Origin of the sequence: Cryobacterium shii (assembly GCF_004402595.1) — a bacterium.
GTDB lineage: Bacteria > Actinomycetota > Actinomycetes > Actinomycetales > Microbacteriaceae > Cryobacterium > Cryobacterium shii.
Map to the genome: position 1 here is coordinate 77235 of NZ_SOFY01000014.1, position 15915 is coordinate 93149.

Consider the following 15915-nt stretch of genomic DNA (forward strand, 5'->3'; position numbering starts at 1 on the left):
GCGTGACCGAGGCGGGCCCCCGGTCGGACGCCGCCTGTTCCGGAGCGGCGAGGCGCGGCCGGCTGCCCTGGCGGCCCTGCCGGATGAAGAGCGTCATCACCGGGATCGTGTACCCGAGCCAGTCGACCAGCTGCAGCCAGGTGGTGGCGGGGGAGAAGTTGATGGTGCCCGGTCCAGGTGAAGAACCTCGCGAGGTTGATCTTCACCATGCCCGCGTAGATCAGCCAGCCGAGGACGACTGCGGTGAGGATGCCCAACGCGGCTCCGGCCAGCGGCAACGTGGACTCGCCGGTGGCCTGAACGGCGGCCGATCGTCAACGTCGGCCACGAGGATGGTCACGATCAGAGCGGCTTCGAGACCTTCGCGGAGGCCGATCAGGTAGTTGGCGAGCACGGTACGTCCTGGTTCACATTGCTGGTGGCCTGGCGGGTAAGTGTGGTTAGGTTAACCTAACCCAGCACACTCTAGCTTCGATTCCGCGCCTGTGTCCAGCTATTATGCATCGGTGGGTGTCCGCCCGTCACAACCGCAGTGGAGCTCATCGATGGTCATGTCCGGCAGCGCAGAGCGAGTCGTGTTCCTGCACGACCGTCCCGGTCAGGAGGCCCTGCTCACCGGAGGCACTATCTCCCGGCTGCGCTCCGACGGAGCCGAGGTCGTCGTGCTGTTCGGGGCGTCCGGCGCCGCCGCCGGGGGCGACGACGCCGCCGTGGGCTCGGCGATGGCGGAGTTGGACGTGAGCGACTGGCGGATGCTGCCCGCGGCATCCGTCGCCTCGCCGGAAGCCGGGCCGGACCGGCAGGCCCTGGCCGCGGCCGTGGCCGACGTGCTCGACGAGATTCAGGCCACCGCCCTCGTGATCGGCACCGAGGACGAGCGCCTCCGCGACGCGGCCGTCGGGGCCGCCGACACCCTGCACGTGCCCGTCTTCGCCAGCCGCAGCGTGTCGGGGGCCATCGGCCAGCGCATCGTCGCGATCGACGTCAGCGACCACGTCGAGCAGAAGCTGCGAGCCGTCTGGGCCTACCCCGGGCGCTGGAGCGTCACGGGTCACACCGTGCTCCCGGTCGGCGCCGGCACGGGCCCAAACACCGGCACGGGCTCAGGCACGGGCGCCGTGCCGGTCGTGATCGGCGGCACCGAGACCTATCTGCGCCTGGAATCCCCGCACCGGGCCGCCGCCGAGGTCGCCGCGGAGCCGGGACTGGTCAGCCGCGCCCTGGCCGGCGTCTTCGCCCTGCTGATCGGTGCGGCCTTCGGCGTGGTCGGCACCATCGCGCACCAGGCCACCGTGCCGATCGGACCGGTCACGATCCCGGTGGGACTGATCCTGGCCCTGACCGGAGTGACCGCGCTGCTGGTCGGCCTCCGTCTGGTGCTCGGCGACCGCATGATCGTCCTGTTCTGCGCGCTGGGGCTGCTCGGCAGCATCTTCCTGCTGTCGCTGCGCAGCACGGGGGGCTCCGTGCTCGTTCCCCAGGGCCTTCCCGGCATGCTGTGGACCGTCGTGCCGGCGCTGGTGGCCACCCTCGTGCTCGCCTGGCCTCGAATTCCGGCCCGGCCGGGTTCGCAATAGACTGATATTCCGCTCGTGAAGGGAGCTCCCCACCCGTGACATACGTCATTGCACTGCCGTGCGTCGATGTGAAAGACCGCGCCTGCGTCGACGAATGCCCGGTCGACTGCATCTACGAGGGTGACCGCTCGCTCTACATCCACCCCGACGAATGCGTCGACTGCGGTGCCTGCGAGCCCGTCTGCCCGGTCGAGGCCATCTACTACGAAGACGACACCCCCGAGCAGTGGGCCGAGTACTACAAGGCCAACGTCGAGTTCTTCGACGACCTCGGCTCTCCCGGCGGCGCGGCCAAAATCGGCGTGATCCACAAGGACCACCCCATCATTGCCGCCCTGCCCCCGCAGGTCCAGGCGTGACCTGCGCGTGCTGAAGCCGCTCCCCGACTACCCGTGGGACCAGATGGTTCCGTTCGCGGCCCGGGCCCGCGCCCACGCCGACGGCATCGTCGACCTGTCGATCGGCTCCCCGGTCGACCAGACGCCCGAGGTCATTCGCACGGCGCTGGCGGCCGCCACCGACGCCCACGCCTACCCGCAGACCGCCGGGACCCCGGAGCTGCTGCAGGCGATCATCGCCTGGTACGGGCGCCGGCGCGGCGTCATCGGCCTCACCGAGAAGAATGTGCTGCCGACCATCGGGTCCAAGGAGATGGTGGCGCTGCTGCCGTTCATGCTCGGCGTCGGTGAGGGCGACACGGTGGTGCACCCTTTGGCCGCCTACCCGACCTACAGCATCGGCGCGGCCATCGCCGGGGCCGAGGCGCTCGCCTCCGACGACCCGGCCGAGTGGCCGGCCACGACCAGGCTGATCTGGCTGAACAGCCCGGGCAACCCGGACGGCCGGGTGCTCCCGGTCGCGCACCTCCGTGCCGCGGTCGATCGGGCCCGGGAGCTCGGCGCGGTGATCGTCTCGGACGAGTGCTACGCCGAACTGGGCTGGACCGACGGCTGGGACACCGAGCCGATCCCCAGCATCCTCGACCCTCGGGTCGCCGGCACCGACCGAAGCAACGTGCTGGCGATCTACTCCCTGAGCAAGCAGTCGAACATGGCCGGCTACCGCGGGGCGTTCGCCGCCGGCTGCGCCGACCTGCTCGCGCGGGTGCTGACCGTGCGCAAGCATGCCGGCCTGATGCTTCCCGCACCCCTGCAGGCCGCCATGGTGGCCGCGCTGGGCGACGACGAGCACGTGGCCGTGCAGCGTGAACGGTACCGGTCACGCCGTGCCGTGCTGCTGCCCGCCGTGGTCGCGGCCGGCTTCCGCGTCGAGCACAGCGAGGCGGGGCTGTACCTGTGGGCCACCGAGGGTGTCGACGCGTGGGAATCGATCGCCCGTCTGGCGGATCTGGGCATCCTCGCCGGCCCCGGCCATTTCTATGGCGACGGATATCCCCAGCACGTGCGCTTCTCGCTCACGGCCACCGATGAGCGAATCGGGGCCGCCGCAGCGAGGCTCCGGGCCGGGTGAATCAGGCATCCGCGGCCTTGTCAACTACCTCTAACCGAGAGGGGGCATTCTTGGCGAATGCAACAGTAGGCGGCTGAGCCTATTAGGCTGTATCCGCGTTGACGTCTACAGACACATCGGTGTGCTGTGGCCAATCGCCACAGACGGTCAGTCACCAGACGGTTAGGTAGTGATATTCAGTGACACTCAGTCAGACCCAGGGAGCCGCCGTGAGCGACATTGCGCAGCGAACACCAGCCAGCGAGCCGGCCGATGAGGCCGCGAACGTACCGGCCGGCGAACCGTCCATCGAACCCCAGCGAGCCACGCTGACGTTCCCGGGCGGGTCCGCAGACTTACCGATCGTGCGCGGCACCGCCGGCGCGTCGGGCATCGACATCTCCACCCTCACCCGCCAGTCGGGCCTGATCACGCTCGACTCCGGGTTCGTGAACACCGCGGCGACCCGCTCGGCGATCACCTTCATCGACGGCGACAAGGGCATCCTCCGCTATCGCGGCTTCCCGATCGAGCAGATCGCCCAGAACTCGAACTTCCTCGAGACCGCCTGGCTGCTGATCTACGGCACCCTGCCCAGCGCGAGCGAACTCGAAGCGTTCGACACCCGCATCCGTCGCCACACCCTGCTGCATGAAGACCTCAAGGGCCTCTTCGACGTGCTGCCCTACAACGCCCACCCGATGGCCGTTCTGTCCGCCGGCACGTCGGCGCTGGCCGCGTACTACCAGGACTCGCTCAACCCGAACGACCCGGAACAGGTCGAACTGGCCACCGTGCACCTGCTCGCCAAGCTGCCCGTGATGGCCGCCTACGCCTACAAGAAGAGCATCGGCCAGGCGTTCCTCTACCCCGACAACTCGCTCGGCTACGTGGACAACTTCCTGCGCCTCATCTTCGGCACCCTCGCCGAACCCTACGAGGTCAACCCCGTGGTCAGCAAGGCGCTCGAGCGCCTGCTGATGCTGCACGAGGACCACGAGCAGAACGCGTCGACCTCGACGGTGCGCCTCGTCGGCTCCACCGAAGCCAACCTGTTCGCCTCGGTGTCCGCGGGCATCAACGCGCTCTCCGGCCCGCTTCACGGCGGCGCGAACGAAGCCGTCCTGAAGATGCTCGGCGAGATCAAGGCATCCGGTGAAGGCGTCGAGAAGTTCGTCGAGCGCGTCAAGAACAAGGAACAGGGCGTTCGCCTGATGGGCTTCGGCCACCGGGTCTACAAGAACTACGACCCGCGGGCGACGCTGGTCAAGGAGAGCGCCGACGAGGTGCTCGCCGCCCTGGGCGTCAAGGACGACCTGCTCGACATCGCCAAGGAACTCGAGCACATCGCCCTGAACGACGACTACTTCAAGGAACGCAAGCTGTACCCGAACGTCGACTTCTACACCGGCGTCATCTACAAGGCCATGGGATTCCCCACGAGCATGTTCACGGTGCTCTTCGCGATCGGCCGCCTGCCCGGGTGGGTCGCCCACTGGCGCGAGATGAACGAGGACCCGACCACCAAGATCGGTCGCCCGCAGCAGCTCTACATCGGTTCCCCGGCCCGCGACTTCCCGCGCCGCTAGGCAGCCGAGCCGGCACCGCTCACCTGGTTCGGGTGAGCGGACGCAGCACGAGGGTGTTGGTGGCCGCCGCCTTGACGGCGCCGAGCGAGAAGAGCCACGGCCGGGTCTCCTGGCGTTGCCAGAGCTCGGTCTGGTCGTCGTAGTTCGGGTGGAACGCATGCCCCGAACTGCCGGTCAGGTTCAGCCAGGTCGACCTGTCCCAGTCCGCCAGGCTCACGACCTGGCGCATCGACGGCACCCAGTCGACCGCGTAACCGGCCGTCGCGTCCCAGCCGACCGCGTCGACGACGGATGACCCGCCCGCGACCTGATACGGCCCGCGGTTGAAGAGCCACTCCAGCGGTGCGATCCCGGATTTGCCGAAGCTCGCATGCGTCATCTCGAGGGTGTGGATGCGGCCCCACTCCCAGCCGGAGACATCCGGCCCCATCAGTTTCTCGGCCTCCGCGGCGGCCTGACCGACCACCTTTTTGAGCATACTGTCGCGGCCCGCGGCCCCGACCTTGTCGTTGTTCCACCAGGGCGAGTCGGGGGTGTTGAGCAGTCCGATCACGATCGCGAACGAACGGTCACCGCCGGTGAGCGAGGTTCCTTCCGGGAGCTTGCCGTCGAACATGTTCACGAGCAGGTTGCGCCAGATGATGTTGAAGTAGGCGGCTGCCGCGCTGTCCGCGTCGAGGTGGTAGTCCCAGTGGTCGAAGAGGGCGAGGGCGGCCCGGGTCTTGTCGGTGGGCGCGATCTTCTTCAGCGCGGGCACGAGGGCGGCCGCCAGGGGGCTGTAGGTGTCGGCCTGGATCTCGCTCATCATGGCTGTGGTGAGGGGGGTGGCGGCATCGATGCTGGCCTGCAGGCGTTTCGTGATCTCCGTCGCACGGTAGCCGAGGTCCCAGTCCTTGGTGATGAGGTACGGGTAGTCCGGGCCGACGGGGGAGTTGTTGGCGGTCACGATGAAGCCGGCCGGCGGGTTGTATGACTGCGGCAGCTCCTCGAACGGGATGTAGCCGGTCCACCCGTACTGGCTGGTCCAGCCGGGCGCCGGCACGGTGCCGTCCCCGGCGCGGCGGATCGGGATCAGGCCGGGCGCCTGGTAGCCGACGTTGCCGTCCACGTCCGCGTAGACGAGGTTCTGCGACGGCACGTCGAACAGCTGGGCCGCCGCCCGGAAGCTCGCCCAGTCGGTGGCGGCGTCGAGAGCGAAGACAGCGGATGCCGTGCGCCCGGGTGTCAGTGCCGTCCACTGCAGCGACAGCTGGTAGCTCGTGGGTTCGGGAGCCGGCGCCGCTGCGGGTGCCGCCGCGGCCGGGTCGGCCGGGGCTGCCGGGGCCTCCGGCACGGCGAGGTCGGGCAGGTCGATCGCCGACGGGTACTCCGTCGCGATCCCCGGAAAGGCGGTGCCGTCCAGGCCGCTGACGATCGGGCCGTGCTCCGTCGCCCGGATCTGGATCTTCACCGGGTCGCCGCCCGCCACCTTGATCCGCTCGTTGCGCACCAGCAGGGGCTTCTGTGCCCCGTCGTATTCGTAGGTGCTGCCGGTGACCTTTTCCAGGTAGAGGTCCGCGACATCCGGCCCCAGATTCGTGAAGCCCCAGGCGATGCGGCTGTTGTGGCCGATGATGATGCCCGGCAGCCCGGAGAAACCGTACCCGGCGAGGTCGAACGGGCACTCCGCGCTGAGGGTGCGGCACCGCAGGCCCACCTGGTACCAGACCGAGGGCATGACCGCGCCCAGGTGCGGATCGTTGGCCAGGATCGGTTTGCCCGTGTCCGTGTGCGCGCCGGACACCACCCAGGAGTTCGAGCCGAGCTCGTTGTCGGCACCGGCCGGGCCGAGCAGCTCCGGCACCCCCGCGAGCGTGCCGTGCAGCCCGGTCAGGGCGGAGGCGAGAGCGGTTTGGGCCGGCTCCCCGGTTATCCCGTCGGCCGAACCGTCGCCCGAACCGTCGGTCTGTCCGTCGCTCACGTTCCCGTCGTCCGCTGCGGCCTCCGCCTGCTCGGGAGGCGCCCCGTCGAGGATCGTCGGATGATCCGCGTAGGAGTACGACGGATGCAGCTGCGCCACCTCGTCCGGGCTGAAACTACCGGCGAGGAGGGCCCGGTCCACCTCGTCGTCGAGGTTGGAGCGCAGGTCCCAGGCCATGGCCTTCAGCCACGCGACCGAGTCGGCCGGGGTCCACGGTTCGGGCGTGTAGCCGGGATTCTGCAGGGCCAGCGCCACGTACTCGAGGGAGAGGTCGGCGCCCTCGTGCGTGGCCAGGTAGGAGTTCACGCCCTCCGCGTAGGCCTGGTAGTAGCTCAGCGTGACGGGGTCGAGCTGGGCGACCTCCTGCTCGGCCACCGCGCGCCAGCCGAGGGTGCGGATGAACGTGTCCGTGCCGACCTGGCTCGCCCCGAAGAGCTCGGAGAGCCGCCCGCTGGTCACGTGCCGGCGAAAGTCCATCTCCCAGAACCGGTCCTGGGCGTGCACGTAGCCTTCGGCGCGGAACAGGTCGGTCGCGGTGTTCGCGACGATCTGGGGGATGCCGGCCTCGTCCCGGTACACCGTGACATCCGCTGCCAGGCCGCGCAGCGCGATCTCGCCGAACACCGTCGGGAACGACCGGGTCACGGTCCAGACGCCCGCCCCGGAGGCCAGCAGCACGAGGCTCAGGCACACGGCCAGGACGGTGACGGCCAGCCCGAACCTGCGGTGGCGTTTACTGCGCGGTGCGTCGGTTCCCACGTCACTCCTTCTCGATTCGCAGCGTACCCCGAGAAGGATGCCGGAATCGAGGTTATGCGTGCAATTGGTCGTTCAGGACGATGCCGGTTCCGTCGCGCTGCAGGACCTCGACCGCGCCGGAGACCGAGTTGCGACGGAACAGCAGGTTGGGCACCCCGGAGAGTTCGACGGCCTTCACAGCGCGCAGGGCGCCATCCGCCGTGCGCGGCGCGCCGGGCAGCAGCACCTTGGTGCCGGCCGTCACGTAGAGGCCCGCCTCGACCACGGTGTCGTCGCCGATCGAGATGCCGACGCCCGAGTTCGCGCCGAGCAGGGCGCGCTTGCCGATCGACACGCGTTCGGTGCCGCCGCCGGACAGCGTCCCCATGATCGAGGCCCCGCCGCCGATGTCGGCGCCGTCGTCGACGACGACGCCCTGGGAGATCCGGCCCTCCACCATGGAGGTGCCGAGCGTGCCTGCGTTGAAGTTGACGAACCCCTCGTGCATGACGGTCGTGCCGGGGGAGAGGTGGGCCCCGAGGCGCACCCGGGACGCATCCGCGATCCTGACCCGGTCGGGCGTGACGTAGTTGAGCAGCGGCGGGAACTTGTCGATCCCGGTCGTCTGGATGCCGTGACGCTGCAGCGAGGGGCGAAGCCGGGTGAAATCGGCGGGCAGCATGGGGCCCGCGTTGGTCCAGGCCACGGCGGGGAGGTGGCCGAAGATGCCGTCGAGGTTGATGCTGTTCGGAAGCACGAGGAGGTGGGATAGCAGGTGCAGGCGCAGGTAGGCGTCGGAGGTTCCGGTCGGCGCGGCAGCGAGATCGATCTCCACCGTGACGGCTTCCACCCGGACGTTCCGGCGCGGATCCTCGCGCGCGAATTCCTCCAGCTCGGACGGCACGATCCAGCGGTCGCGGCCCGCCGGCAGGGTGCCGAGCCGGGGAGCCGGAAACCAGGTGTCCAGCACGGTGCCGTCGCCAGCGACCGTGGCCAGGCCGTAGCCCCAGGCGTTCGAGGGGACGGCGGGCGGCGGGGACACGGCGGTGGTCATGGCTCTAGATTAGTAGAGTGCCCCAGAACCCCGTGACTCTAGACCTGTCCGCGTCCTCGATCGAACTCACCCGCGTGATCTGCGACATCGAGTCGGTCTCCGGCAACGAAACGGCCCTGGCCGATGCCATCGAGCAGGCGCTCGCCGGGTTCGATCACCTCGAGATCATCCGCGACGGCGACACGGTGGTCGCCCGCACGAACCTCGGCCGGGCCCAGCGCGTGGTCATCGCCGGCCACATCGACACGGTTCCGCTGAACCGCAACCTGCCGACCCGGTTCGAGACCATCGACGGTGTCGACTACCTCTGGGGCCGCGGCACGGTCGACATGAAGGCCGGCGTGGCCGTGCAGCTGAAGCTGGCCGCCGAACTGACCGAACCCGTCGTCGACGTGACCTGGATGTGGTACGACCACGAGGAGGTCGCCGACGACCTCAACGGCCTCGGCCGCCTGGCCCGGAACCGGCCCGACCTGTTCGAGGGCGACTTCGCTATTCTCGGCGAGCCGACCAACAGCCGGATCGAGGGCGGCTGCAACGGCAATGTGCGCGTCGAAATCCGCACCTTCGGTTTGCGCGCGCACTCGGCGCGCAGCTGGGTCGGCGACAACGCCATCCACAAGGTCGGACCCATCCTCGAGATCCTTGCCGGCTATCAGGCGCGCGAGGTCGAGGTCGAGGGTCTCGTCTACCGGGAGGGCCTGAACGCGGTCGGCATCAGCGGCGGCATCGCCGGCAACGTGATCCCCGACGAGTGCATGGTGCACGTCAACTACCGGTTCGCCCCCAGTCGCACGTCGGCGGAGGCCGTCATGCACCTGGAGGACCTCTTCCAGGGTTACGAGATCACGATCGTCGACCGGGCGGAAGGAGCCCACCCCGGGCTCGACGCGGTCCTGGCCCGGGAATTCATGGCCGCGGTCGGCGGCGAGGCGCGCCCCAAATACGGCTGGACGGATGTCGCACGCTTCTCCGCGCTCGGCGTCCCGGCCGTCAACTACGGCCCGGGTGACCCGCTCAAGGCCCACGCGGACGACGAGCGCGTCGCCCTGCAGCAGATCACGGAGTGCGAGGACGGCCTCCGTTCATGGCTGAGCGCACCCGTCGGGTAGCCGTGCTGCCCGCCCCGTGGCGGGCCCGTTATTGCGCCACCCCGTGGTGGGCGCGGGTCACCCTGATCTGGGCGGCGTCCCGGATCGTCACCACCGCGCTGGTGCTGCTCCTGGCGAACGTGCAGGGACCCAACGCGTGGACGTCCGCTTCGCCCGGATACGCGGACTTCGCGAACATGTGGGACGGCCGCTGGTACAACATCGTTGCCGTCGTCGGCTACCCCTCCACCCTGCCGTTCACCGCGGACGGGCACGTGGGGGAGAGCGCCTGGGCGTTCATGCCCGGATATCCGGCGATCGTGCGCCTGCTGATGGTGCTGGTCGGGCAGCCGTGGGCGCCCATGGCCGTCCTCGTGTCCGTGGCCTTCAGCCTCGGCGCGGCACTGCTGTTCTACCGGCTGATGCGACGGGTGCTGGACTCGTCGACGGCTCTGTTCTCGGTGGTGTTGTTCTGCGTGGCGCCGCTGTCGCCGCTCCTGCAGTTCGGCTACGCCGAGTCGATGTACCTGTTCCTGCTGACCCTGGCCCTGCTCCTGCTGCTGCAACGTCGCTACGCCTTGCTGTTCCCGGTGATCACCGTGATGGCCCTGACGCGGCCGAGTGGCCTCGCCTTCGCGCTCGCCCTGGGGCTGCACACGGTGTACCGCGCTGTCACGCGCCGGCAGGACCCGTTCCCGGCGGCGGACCGGGTGCTGGCGGCATCCGTCACCGGGTACAGCCTGCTCGCGGGACTCGCCTGGCCGGCCATCGCCTGGATCGGCACCGGGTCGATCACCGCGTACACCGACACCGAACTCGCCTGGCGGGCGCCGTACATCGGTTACCAGGAGCTCATCCCGTTCACCGCGTGGTTCCAGAGCGGGGTCTGGTGGCTGGGGATGCCGCTCGGCATCGTCGCCGTCATCGTGCTGATTCTCCTGTTCGGCGCGGCGTTATTCCTGCCCCCGGTGAAGCGTCTCGGCGTCGATCTGCGCCTGTGGTTGGCCAGCTACGCGCTGTACCTGCTCGCGGTCTTCTTCCCGCAGTCGAGTACGTTCCGGCTGCTGATGCCGATGTTCCCGCTGCTCGGAGCGCTCGCCCCGCCGCGGAACACCGGGTACCGCATCGCCCTGGTGCTGGCGGGCATCCTCGGGCAGTGGGGCTGGTTGTTGCTGTGCTGGGGCGTCGACGGCGCGGACTGGACGCCGCCCTAGCGGCTGGCGGGGCCGCTAATTACTGTCTCGGGCCGCAATGGTCGATAATGGAGGTTCAGACGAATGAATGGAAGGGGAGTTCATGGCGGCCATGAAGCCACGGACCGGAGACGGGCCAATGGAGGCTGTAAAAGAGGGGCGCCTCATCATCGTGCGGGTTCCGCTCGAAGGTGGAGGCCGACTCGTCGTCTCTGTGAACGACGCTGAAGCAAAAGAGCTTCACGATGCACTCGCCGGCGTAGTCCAGTCGACCGTGTAGTCACGTCCCAAAACATCACCGAAATCGGCTACGCGGCTCAGGCTGCGTGGCCGATTTTCTTGTGCCCAGGCGGACGGCCGCTTGGCCGGACGGTCGCCGATCAGCTCAGGCGCGGATCTTGGTGATCTGCAGCAGCCCGTCGCCCACCGGCGAGAGCGCGCTGATCACGGCGGTCGAGGATGCGATCTCGGTCAGCAGGGTGCGGAAACCGGTGGCCACATCGTCGCGCTGGGCGGGGTTGGCGACCCGGCCGCGCCAGAGCGCGTGGGCCACGAGAACGGTTCCACCCGGACGCGCCAGGCGCAGGGCATGCTCGACGTACTCGATCACGGACTGCGGGTCGGCGTCCACGAAGACGATGTCGTAGGAGTTCTCATTCATCCGCGGCAGCACATCGGCGGCGCGGCCCGTGATCAGGCGCACCCGGTTCGCGGGGATGCCGGCCTCGAGGTAGCTGGCCCGGGCGTGCAGCTGGTGGTCGACCTCGGTGTCGATCGACGTGAGCGTGGCGCCGGGAGCGCCCCTGAGCAGCCAGATGCCCGAGACTCCGGCCCCGGTACCCACCTCGAGGATGCTCCGTGCCCCGGTCGCCGCGGCGATCACGGCGGATTGCGCACCGACGGCCGGCGAGATCGAGTCGATCCCGAGCTCGAGGGATTGCTGCCTGGCCCTGGCCACAGCGTCGGATTCCACGACGGAATCGTCGGAGAACTTCCAGTTCAGATCTTTGTCAGACACAGTGCAACTCCAGTAGGTGAATGGGTCAAGCCTAGGGGTGGGCCGGGCCTGGTCGGGGGAGGCCTCGCCGGGGGTTATTCTGAGTGAATGTTTGGACTGACGTTCGAGAAGATCCTCCTGATCGGGATTGTCGCCGTCTTCCTGCTCGGACCGGAGAAACTGCCCCACTACGCGGCGCAGCTCGCGCGCCTGGTGAAGCAGCTCCGGAACATGGCGAACGGCGCCAAAGACCGGATGCGGGACGAGATGGGTCCGGACTTCGACGACGTCGACTGGAAGAAACTCGACCCGCGTCAGTATGACCCGCGCCGGATCATCCGGGAAGCACTCAGCGATGACGAGCCGGTGAAGGAACAGTCCGCCGTCGTCTCCCGGGCCGGCGTCAACCCGGACGGGGCCTACCTGCAACGCAAGCGCGCCCGTGAAGCGGCCGCCTCGCAGCAACCGGCGCCGTTCGACTCCGAAGCCACCTGACCGGTTCGCGGGGCGCCGAACCAATTCGACGGAGATTTTGAGTTCGAGGCGGTTTCAGGGCCGATTAGGGCCGATTTGGGGCTGATTCGGAAAAATCTCCGTCGAATTCGTTAGGGGAACCGCGGGGAGGGCGTGCGGGAGGGGGAGCGGGGGAGGGCCGCCGAGGTGGGCGACCCGGTGGGCCACTAGGTCAGGGGGGAGGCGCCCAACTGGCACGAGAGGATGTCGGCGGCGACCCGCAGCCGCCGCACCACGGCTCCGGCGTCGACCCCGTCACCCGGCACGGAGACGGCCAGGACCGCGATCAGGCCGGGGGCGCGAACCGGGACCGCGATGCAGGCGGCGAGCCGGTCCGGATCGGGCGAAACGGGGGCATCCGTGCCGGGTGGTCGCTGGCCCCGAAGCACTCGCCGGTTGCCGGCGGAGTGCGCGGGCGGCGGCTCCGACGGATGCCGGGACAGGTAGTCAGAGCGCTGCTCCCGGCTGAGCTGGGCCAGGATCTGTCGCCCGACGGCGGCCGGCGGTGCACCGGCCCGGAAGCCGACCCTGGGCGCCCCGGCGGCGTCGACGCTGTCCACCAGGTGCACCTCGCCGGCCTGGTAGCGCGTGAACTGGGCCGGTGAGGCGTGCTCCCGGGCGACCCGGCGCAGGGTCTGCCGCACGAAGGCGGTGAACACGCCGGGACCGTCGTCGCCGCGCAGGCTCGGGAAGCGCGCCCCGAGCACGAGGCCGTCCGGCTCGGCGGCCAGGTAACCCTCGTGCACGAGGGTGCGGGTGAGGTTGTAGGCGGTGCCGAGGCTGAGTCCGGACGCGCGCGCGATGGCCTTCACCGGCAACGGCCCGGCCGCGTCGGCGACGATGTCCACCAGCTTGAGCGCGCGCTGGACCGACGAAATGAGGGTTTGGGGCTGTGGCAAGATCCTGCTCCCGTGTTCGTCGGCAGGTGCTGGACACACCTGTCCTGCACAGAGTAATCAGGCCGTCCGGATCGGGCTAGGCGCTCACGCTACGCTGAAGCCAGGTGTATGAGGAGCGTGCCCATGTCGAACCCCGAGTCGAATCCGCGAACGAAACCCAAGCGGGTCAACCTTGCCGTCTACAGCGCCGAACTGCGGCGTTTGCAGACCGAACTGGTCGCCATGCAGGAGTGGGTCAAGGATTCCGGGGCCCGGATCGTCGTGATCTTCGAGGGCAGGGACGCGGCCGGAAAAGGGTCGGCGATCAAGCGGGTGACCGAGTTCCTCAACCCCCGGATCGCTCGCATCGTCGCGCTGCCCGTGCCGACCGAGCGCGAGCGCGGGCAGTGGTACTTCCAGCGCTACATCGAGCACCTGCCCTCGACCGGTGAGATCGTGCTGATGGACCGGTCCTGGTACAACCGCGCCGGCGTCGAGCACGTGATGGGCTACTGCACGCCGGACGAGTACCGCCGGTTCCTGCACCAGGCACCGCTGTTTGAACGGATGCTGGTCGAAGACGGCATCCTGCTCGTCAAGTACTGGTTCTCGGTGTCCGACCACGAGCAGGAGGCGCGCTTCCGGTCTCGGTTGAAGGACCCGATGCGGCGGTGGAAGCTCTCGGGGACGGACCTGTTCTCGATCACCAAGTGGGTGGACTACTCCCGGGCCAAGGACGAGATGTTCGTGCACACCGACCTGCCCGAGGCGCCCTGGTGGGTGGTCGAGAGCGAGGACAAGCGCGCAGCCCGACTCAACATGATCAGCCACCTCCTGTCGATCGTGCCGTATGAGCACCGTGAACCGCCCACGGTGAACATCCCGTCGCGGCCCGTCGCGGCGGACTACGAGCGCCCGCCCCGCGAGCTGAACCGTCCGGTTCCGGACTACGCCGCGACGCTGGCCCAGCCGGGGCAGACGAAGCCCGCGTCCAGGAAATCGAAATCGGGGTCCGCGTCGAAATCGAGGTCCGCGTCGAAGTCGGCCGCCAAGGAGACCGCCAAGAAGACGGCGGCGACGTCCAAGTCGCAGTCGAAGCAGGAAAAGTCAAAGCAGGAGAAGTCGAAGCAGGACAAGGCCGCCAGGAAGGCGGCGGCAGGGCAGGCCGGGTCCCCGGCGGAGACCGCAGCCCCCTAGCGCGGCGCCGGACGCCCGGCCTCAGGGCCTCCGCCTCAGGGCCGCCGGAGGCCCTTCAGTGCGGCGGACAGCAGCAGCATCGGGCCTGCCAGCCGCTCGAAGTCACGGCCGGTGCGCGGCAGCTGGAGGATGCCGGTCGCGCGCGAGATCGTCACCGGCTCCACGAACCGGAGCAGGCCTTCCGGGCCGTTGCGCCGGCCGAGGCCGGACTGCTTCACCCCGCCCATCGGGGCGGCGACCGAAGAGAGCGAGCCGCGGTATCCCTCGTTGATGTTCACGCTGCCGGCCTCGATGCCGGCGGCCACGCGCAGGGCCCGTCGCACGGAGCCGGAGAACACCGACGCGTTGAGCCCGTAGTCGCTGTCGTTGGCGGCGAGGATCGCCTCCTGCTCCGTGTCCACCACGGACACGGCCACCACCGGCCCGAAGGTCTCCGACGCGAAACACTCCATCTCGGCGGTGACCCCGGTGAGCACGGTCGGTTCGTAGAAGTAGGGTCCGAGGTCGGGGCGGGCCCGGCCGCCGGCTTCGAGCACGGCGCCCGCGGCGACCGCGTCGGCCACCTGCCCGCTCACCCGGTCCAGCTGGGCCTGCGAGGTGAGGGAACCGACATCCGTCGAATAGTCGTAGGCGGCGCCGGACACGAGGGCGCGCGTGACCGCCACGAATTCGCGCAGGAACGCGTCCGCCACGCCCCGCTGCACGTAGATGCGCTCGATCGACACGCAGAGCTGGCCCATCGCCGTGAAGCAGGCCGTGGCGGCGTCGGCCGCCGCCCGGGCCGGATCGGCGTCATCGAGCACGATCAGAGGGTTGTTGCCGCCGAGTTCGAGGGAGACGCCGGTGAGATTCCCGGCCGCCTGCGCCGCGATCGTGCGCCCGGTGGCGGTCGAACCCGTGAAACAGATGTAGTCGGCCGCGTCGGTGACCGCGCCGCCGATCTCGGGACCGTCGCCGGTGACCACCGACCAGAGGGCCTCGGGGACCCCGGCGTCGATGAACGCGCGCCGTAGGGCGAGGATGCTCAGGGCGCCCTGGTCGTCCGCCTTCTGCACCACCGCGCAGCCAGCGGCCAGGGCCGGGGCCACGTCCATGGCGCCGAGGCTGAGCGGATAGTTCCATGGCGTGATCACGCCGACGGTGCCCTTGGGCCGGTAGCGCACCCGCGTGGTGATCACGAGGGGGAGGGCGGAGGAGCGCCGATCGCCCCGCAGCACCCGGCCGGCGGCGATGGCGTTGTACCGCGTGGCGCCGGCCGCCTGGACGACCTCCTCGAAAGCCTGGCCGCGGGTCTTCCCGCTCTCCGCCTGCACGATGTCGAGCAGCAGCTCGGTGCGCTCGAGGATCAGGTCGTGGGCGCGCAGGAGCACCGCGCGGCGGTGGGTGAACCCGGCCCGCGCCCAGGCCAGCTGGGCGAGGCGCGCCCGGGTGTAGGCCTCCTGCACATCGCTGACTCGGCTGACCGGCAGGTCGTGCAGCAGCTCGCCTGTGAACGGGGTGATCACCGCGATCGTGGCGCCCGCCCGCGAACGGATGTCCCGGGTGAGCGCGGCGATGTCGGCGGCGCCCAGCCTGGCGGGAAGCAGCGTGGCGGGAGTCGACGCGGCGGGGGTCAGCGCGGCGGGGTTCCGCGGGGAGGGGACAGGCGGGTTCGGTGGGGAGGCAGGCATGCCCGCAGT

At 69.5% G+C, this 15915-nt stretch carries 13 protein-coding genes and 2 pseudogenes; 9 read left to right on the plus strand and 6 right to left on the minus strand.

The window, feature by feature from the left end:
• Window positions 1–227: 227 nt before the first annotated feature.
• Window positions 228–278 (minus strand): annotated as a pseudogene (locus E3O49_RS18895) (hypothetical protein); the annotation flags it as partial.
• A 273-nt stretch (window positions 279–551) separates the two neighbouring features.
• On the opposite strand from E3O49_RS18895, the gene E3O49_RS17990 reads away from it, so the two are divergent.
• The 4 genes from E3O49_RS17990 to E3O49_RS18005 all read left to right on the plus strand — a co-directional run bounded on the left by E3O49_RS17990 (window position 552) and on the right by E3O49_RS18005 (window position 4615).
• Window positions 552–1577: a hypothetical protein gene (locus E3O49_RS17990; protein WP_134365573.1), complete on the plus strand. Its 1026-nt coding sequence runs from the start codon at window positions 552–554 to the stop codon at window positions 1575–1577.
• Between the two features lie 35 nt (window positions 1578–1612).
• Window positions 1613–1936: a ferredoxin gene (gene fdxA, locus E3O49_RS17995; RefSeq protein ID WP_134365572.1), complete on the plus strand. Its 324-nt coding sequence runs from the start codon at window positions 1613–1615 to the stop codon at window positions 1934–1936.
• 7 nt (window positions 1937–1943) lie between these two features.
• Entirely contained in the window at window positions 1944–3047 is a 1104-nt protein-coding gene (gene dapC / locus E3O49_RS18000) for a succinyldiaminopimelate transaminase (RefSeq protein WP_277612481.1), read from the plus strand.
• Between the two features lie 287 nt (window positions 3048–3334).
• The gene (locus tag E3O49_RS18005; protein ID WP_134365592.1) at window positions 3335–4615 is read left to right on the plus strand and encodes a citrate synthase; all 1281 of its coding nucleotides are present in this window, start codon (window positions 3335–3337) and stop codon (window positions 4613–4615) included.
• 19 nt (window positions 4616–4634) lie between these two features.
• Here the strand turns inward: E3O49_RS18005 and E3O49_RS18010 are convergent, their stop codons facing one another.
• Together E3O49_RS18010 and dapD are read right to left on the minus strand one after the other, a co-directional pair.
• A complete protein-coding gene (locus E3O49_RS18010) occupies window positions 4635–7334 on the minus strand; it encodes a penicillin acylase family protein (protein ID WP_241978664.1) in 2700 nt (899 codons plus the stop codon).
• Between the two features lie 52 nt (window positions 7335–7386).
• A complete protein-coding gene (gene dapD / locus E3O49_RS18015; RefSeq protein ID WP_134365571.1) occupies window positions 7387–8367 on the minus strand; it encodes a 2,3,4,5-tetrahydropyridine-2,6-dicarboxylate N-succinyltransferase in 981 nt (326 codons plus the stop codon).
• A 17-nt stretch (window positions 8368–8384) separates the two neighbouring features.
• Here dapD and dapE point away from each other — a divergent pair, with 17 nt between their 5' ends.
• The 3 genes from dapE (at window position 8385) to E3O49_RS18030 (ending at window position 10931) form a co-directional block, all read left to right on the plus strand.
• Window positions 8385–9479 carry a succinyl-diaminopimelate desuccinylase gene (gene dapE, locus E3O49_RS18020; protein ID WP_241978663.1) on the plus strand — a complete coding sequence of 365 codons (1095 nt, stop codon included), beginning with the start codon at window positions 8385–8387 and terminating at the stop codon, window positions 9477–9479.
• Window positions 9455–10672: a glycosyltransferase family protein gene (locus E3O49_RS18025; protein WP_241981079.1), complete on the plus strand. Its 1218-nt coding sequence runs from the start codon at window positions 9455–9457 to the stop codon at window positions 10670–10672. Before dapE ends, E3O49_RS18025 begins: the two co-directional genes overlap by 25 nt.
• Before the next feature lie 82 nt (window positions 10673–10754).
• Window positions 10755–10931 (plus strand): DUF3117 domain-containing protein, encoded by a 177-nt coding sequence (locus tag E3O49_RS18030; protein ID WP_134365588.1) that lies wholly within the window; start codon window positions 10755–10757, stop codon window positions 10929–10931.
• 105 nt (window positions 10932–11036) lie between these two features.
• Here E3O49_RS18030 and E3O49_RS18035 read toward each other — a convergent pair whose 3' ends face one another.
• Window positions 11037–11669 (minus strand): O-methyltransferase, encoded by a 633-nt coding sequence (locus tag E3O49_RS18035; RefSeq protein WP_134365570.1) that lies wholly within the window; start codon window positions 11667–11669, stop codon window positions 11037–11039.
• 87 nt (window positions 11670–11756) lie between these two features.
• Between E3O49_RS18035 and E3O49_RS18040 the strand changes: the two genes are divergently transcribed.
• On the plus strand, window positions 11757–12143 hold the full coding sequence (locus E3O49_RS18040; protein ID WP_134365569.1) for a twin-arginine translocase TatA/TatE family subunit: 387 nt from the start codon (window positions 11757–11759) through the stop codon (window positions 12141–12143).
• A 185-nt stretch (window positions 12144–12328) separates the two neighbouring features.
• On the opposite strand, the gene E3O49_RS18045 is transcribed toward E3O49_RS18040, so the two are convergent.
• Entirely contained in the window at window positions 12329–13060 is a 732-nt protein-coding gene (locus E3O49_RS18045) for an IclR family transcriptional regulator (RefSeq protein ID WP_241976006.1), read from the minus strand.
• A gap of 123 nt (window positions 13061–13183) precedes the next feature.
• On the opposite strand from E3O49_RS18045, the pseudogene ppk2 reads away from it, so the two are divergent.
• Window positions 13184–14011: pseudogene (ppk2, locus tag E3O49_RS18050) on the plus strand (polyphosphate kinase 2); the annotation flags it as partial.
• 260 nt (window positions 14012–14271) lie between these two features.
• On the opposite strand, the gene E3O49_RS18055 reads toward ppk2, so the two are convergent.
• Window positions 14272–15906 carry a succinic semialdehyde dehydrogenase gene (locus tag E3O49_RS18055; RefSeq protein WP_134402940.1) on the minus strand — a complete coding sequence of 545 codons (1635 nt, stop codon included), beginning with the start codon at window positions 15904–15906 and terminating at the stop codon, window positions 14272–14274.
• Between the last annotated feature and the right edge of the window lie 9 nt (window positions 15907–15915).

Bases quoted from the DNA above. Each gene is read 5' to 3' on its own strand.
- E3O49_RS17990 (WP_134365573.1), top strand. From the start codon at position 552: ATGTCCGGCAGCGCAGAGCGAGTCGTGTTCCTGCACGACCGTCCCGGT.
- dapD (WP_134365571.1), bottom strand. From the start codon at position 8,367: ATGACCACCGCCGTGTCCCCGCCGCCCGCCGTCCCCTCGAACGCCTGG.
- E3O49_RS18025 (WP_241981079.1), top strand. From the start codon at position 9,455: ATGGCTGAGCGCACCCGTCGGGTAGCCGTGCTGCCCGCCCCGTGGCGG.
- E3O49_RS18030 (WP_134365588.1), top strand. From the start codon at position 10,755: ATGGCGGCCATGAAGCCACGGACCGGAGACGGGCCAATGGAGGCTGTA.
- E3O49_RS18040 (WP_134365569.1), top strand. From the start codon at position 11,757: ATGTTTGGACTGACGTTCGAGAAGATCCTCCTGATCGGGATTGTCGCC.
- E3O49_RS18055 (WP_134402940.1), bottom strand. From the start codon at position 15,906: ATGCCTGCCTCCCCACCGAACCCGCCTGTCCCCTCCCCGCGGAACCCC.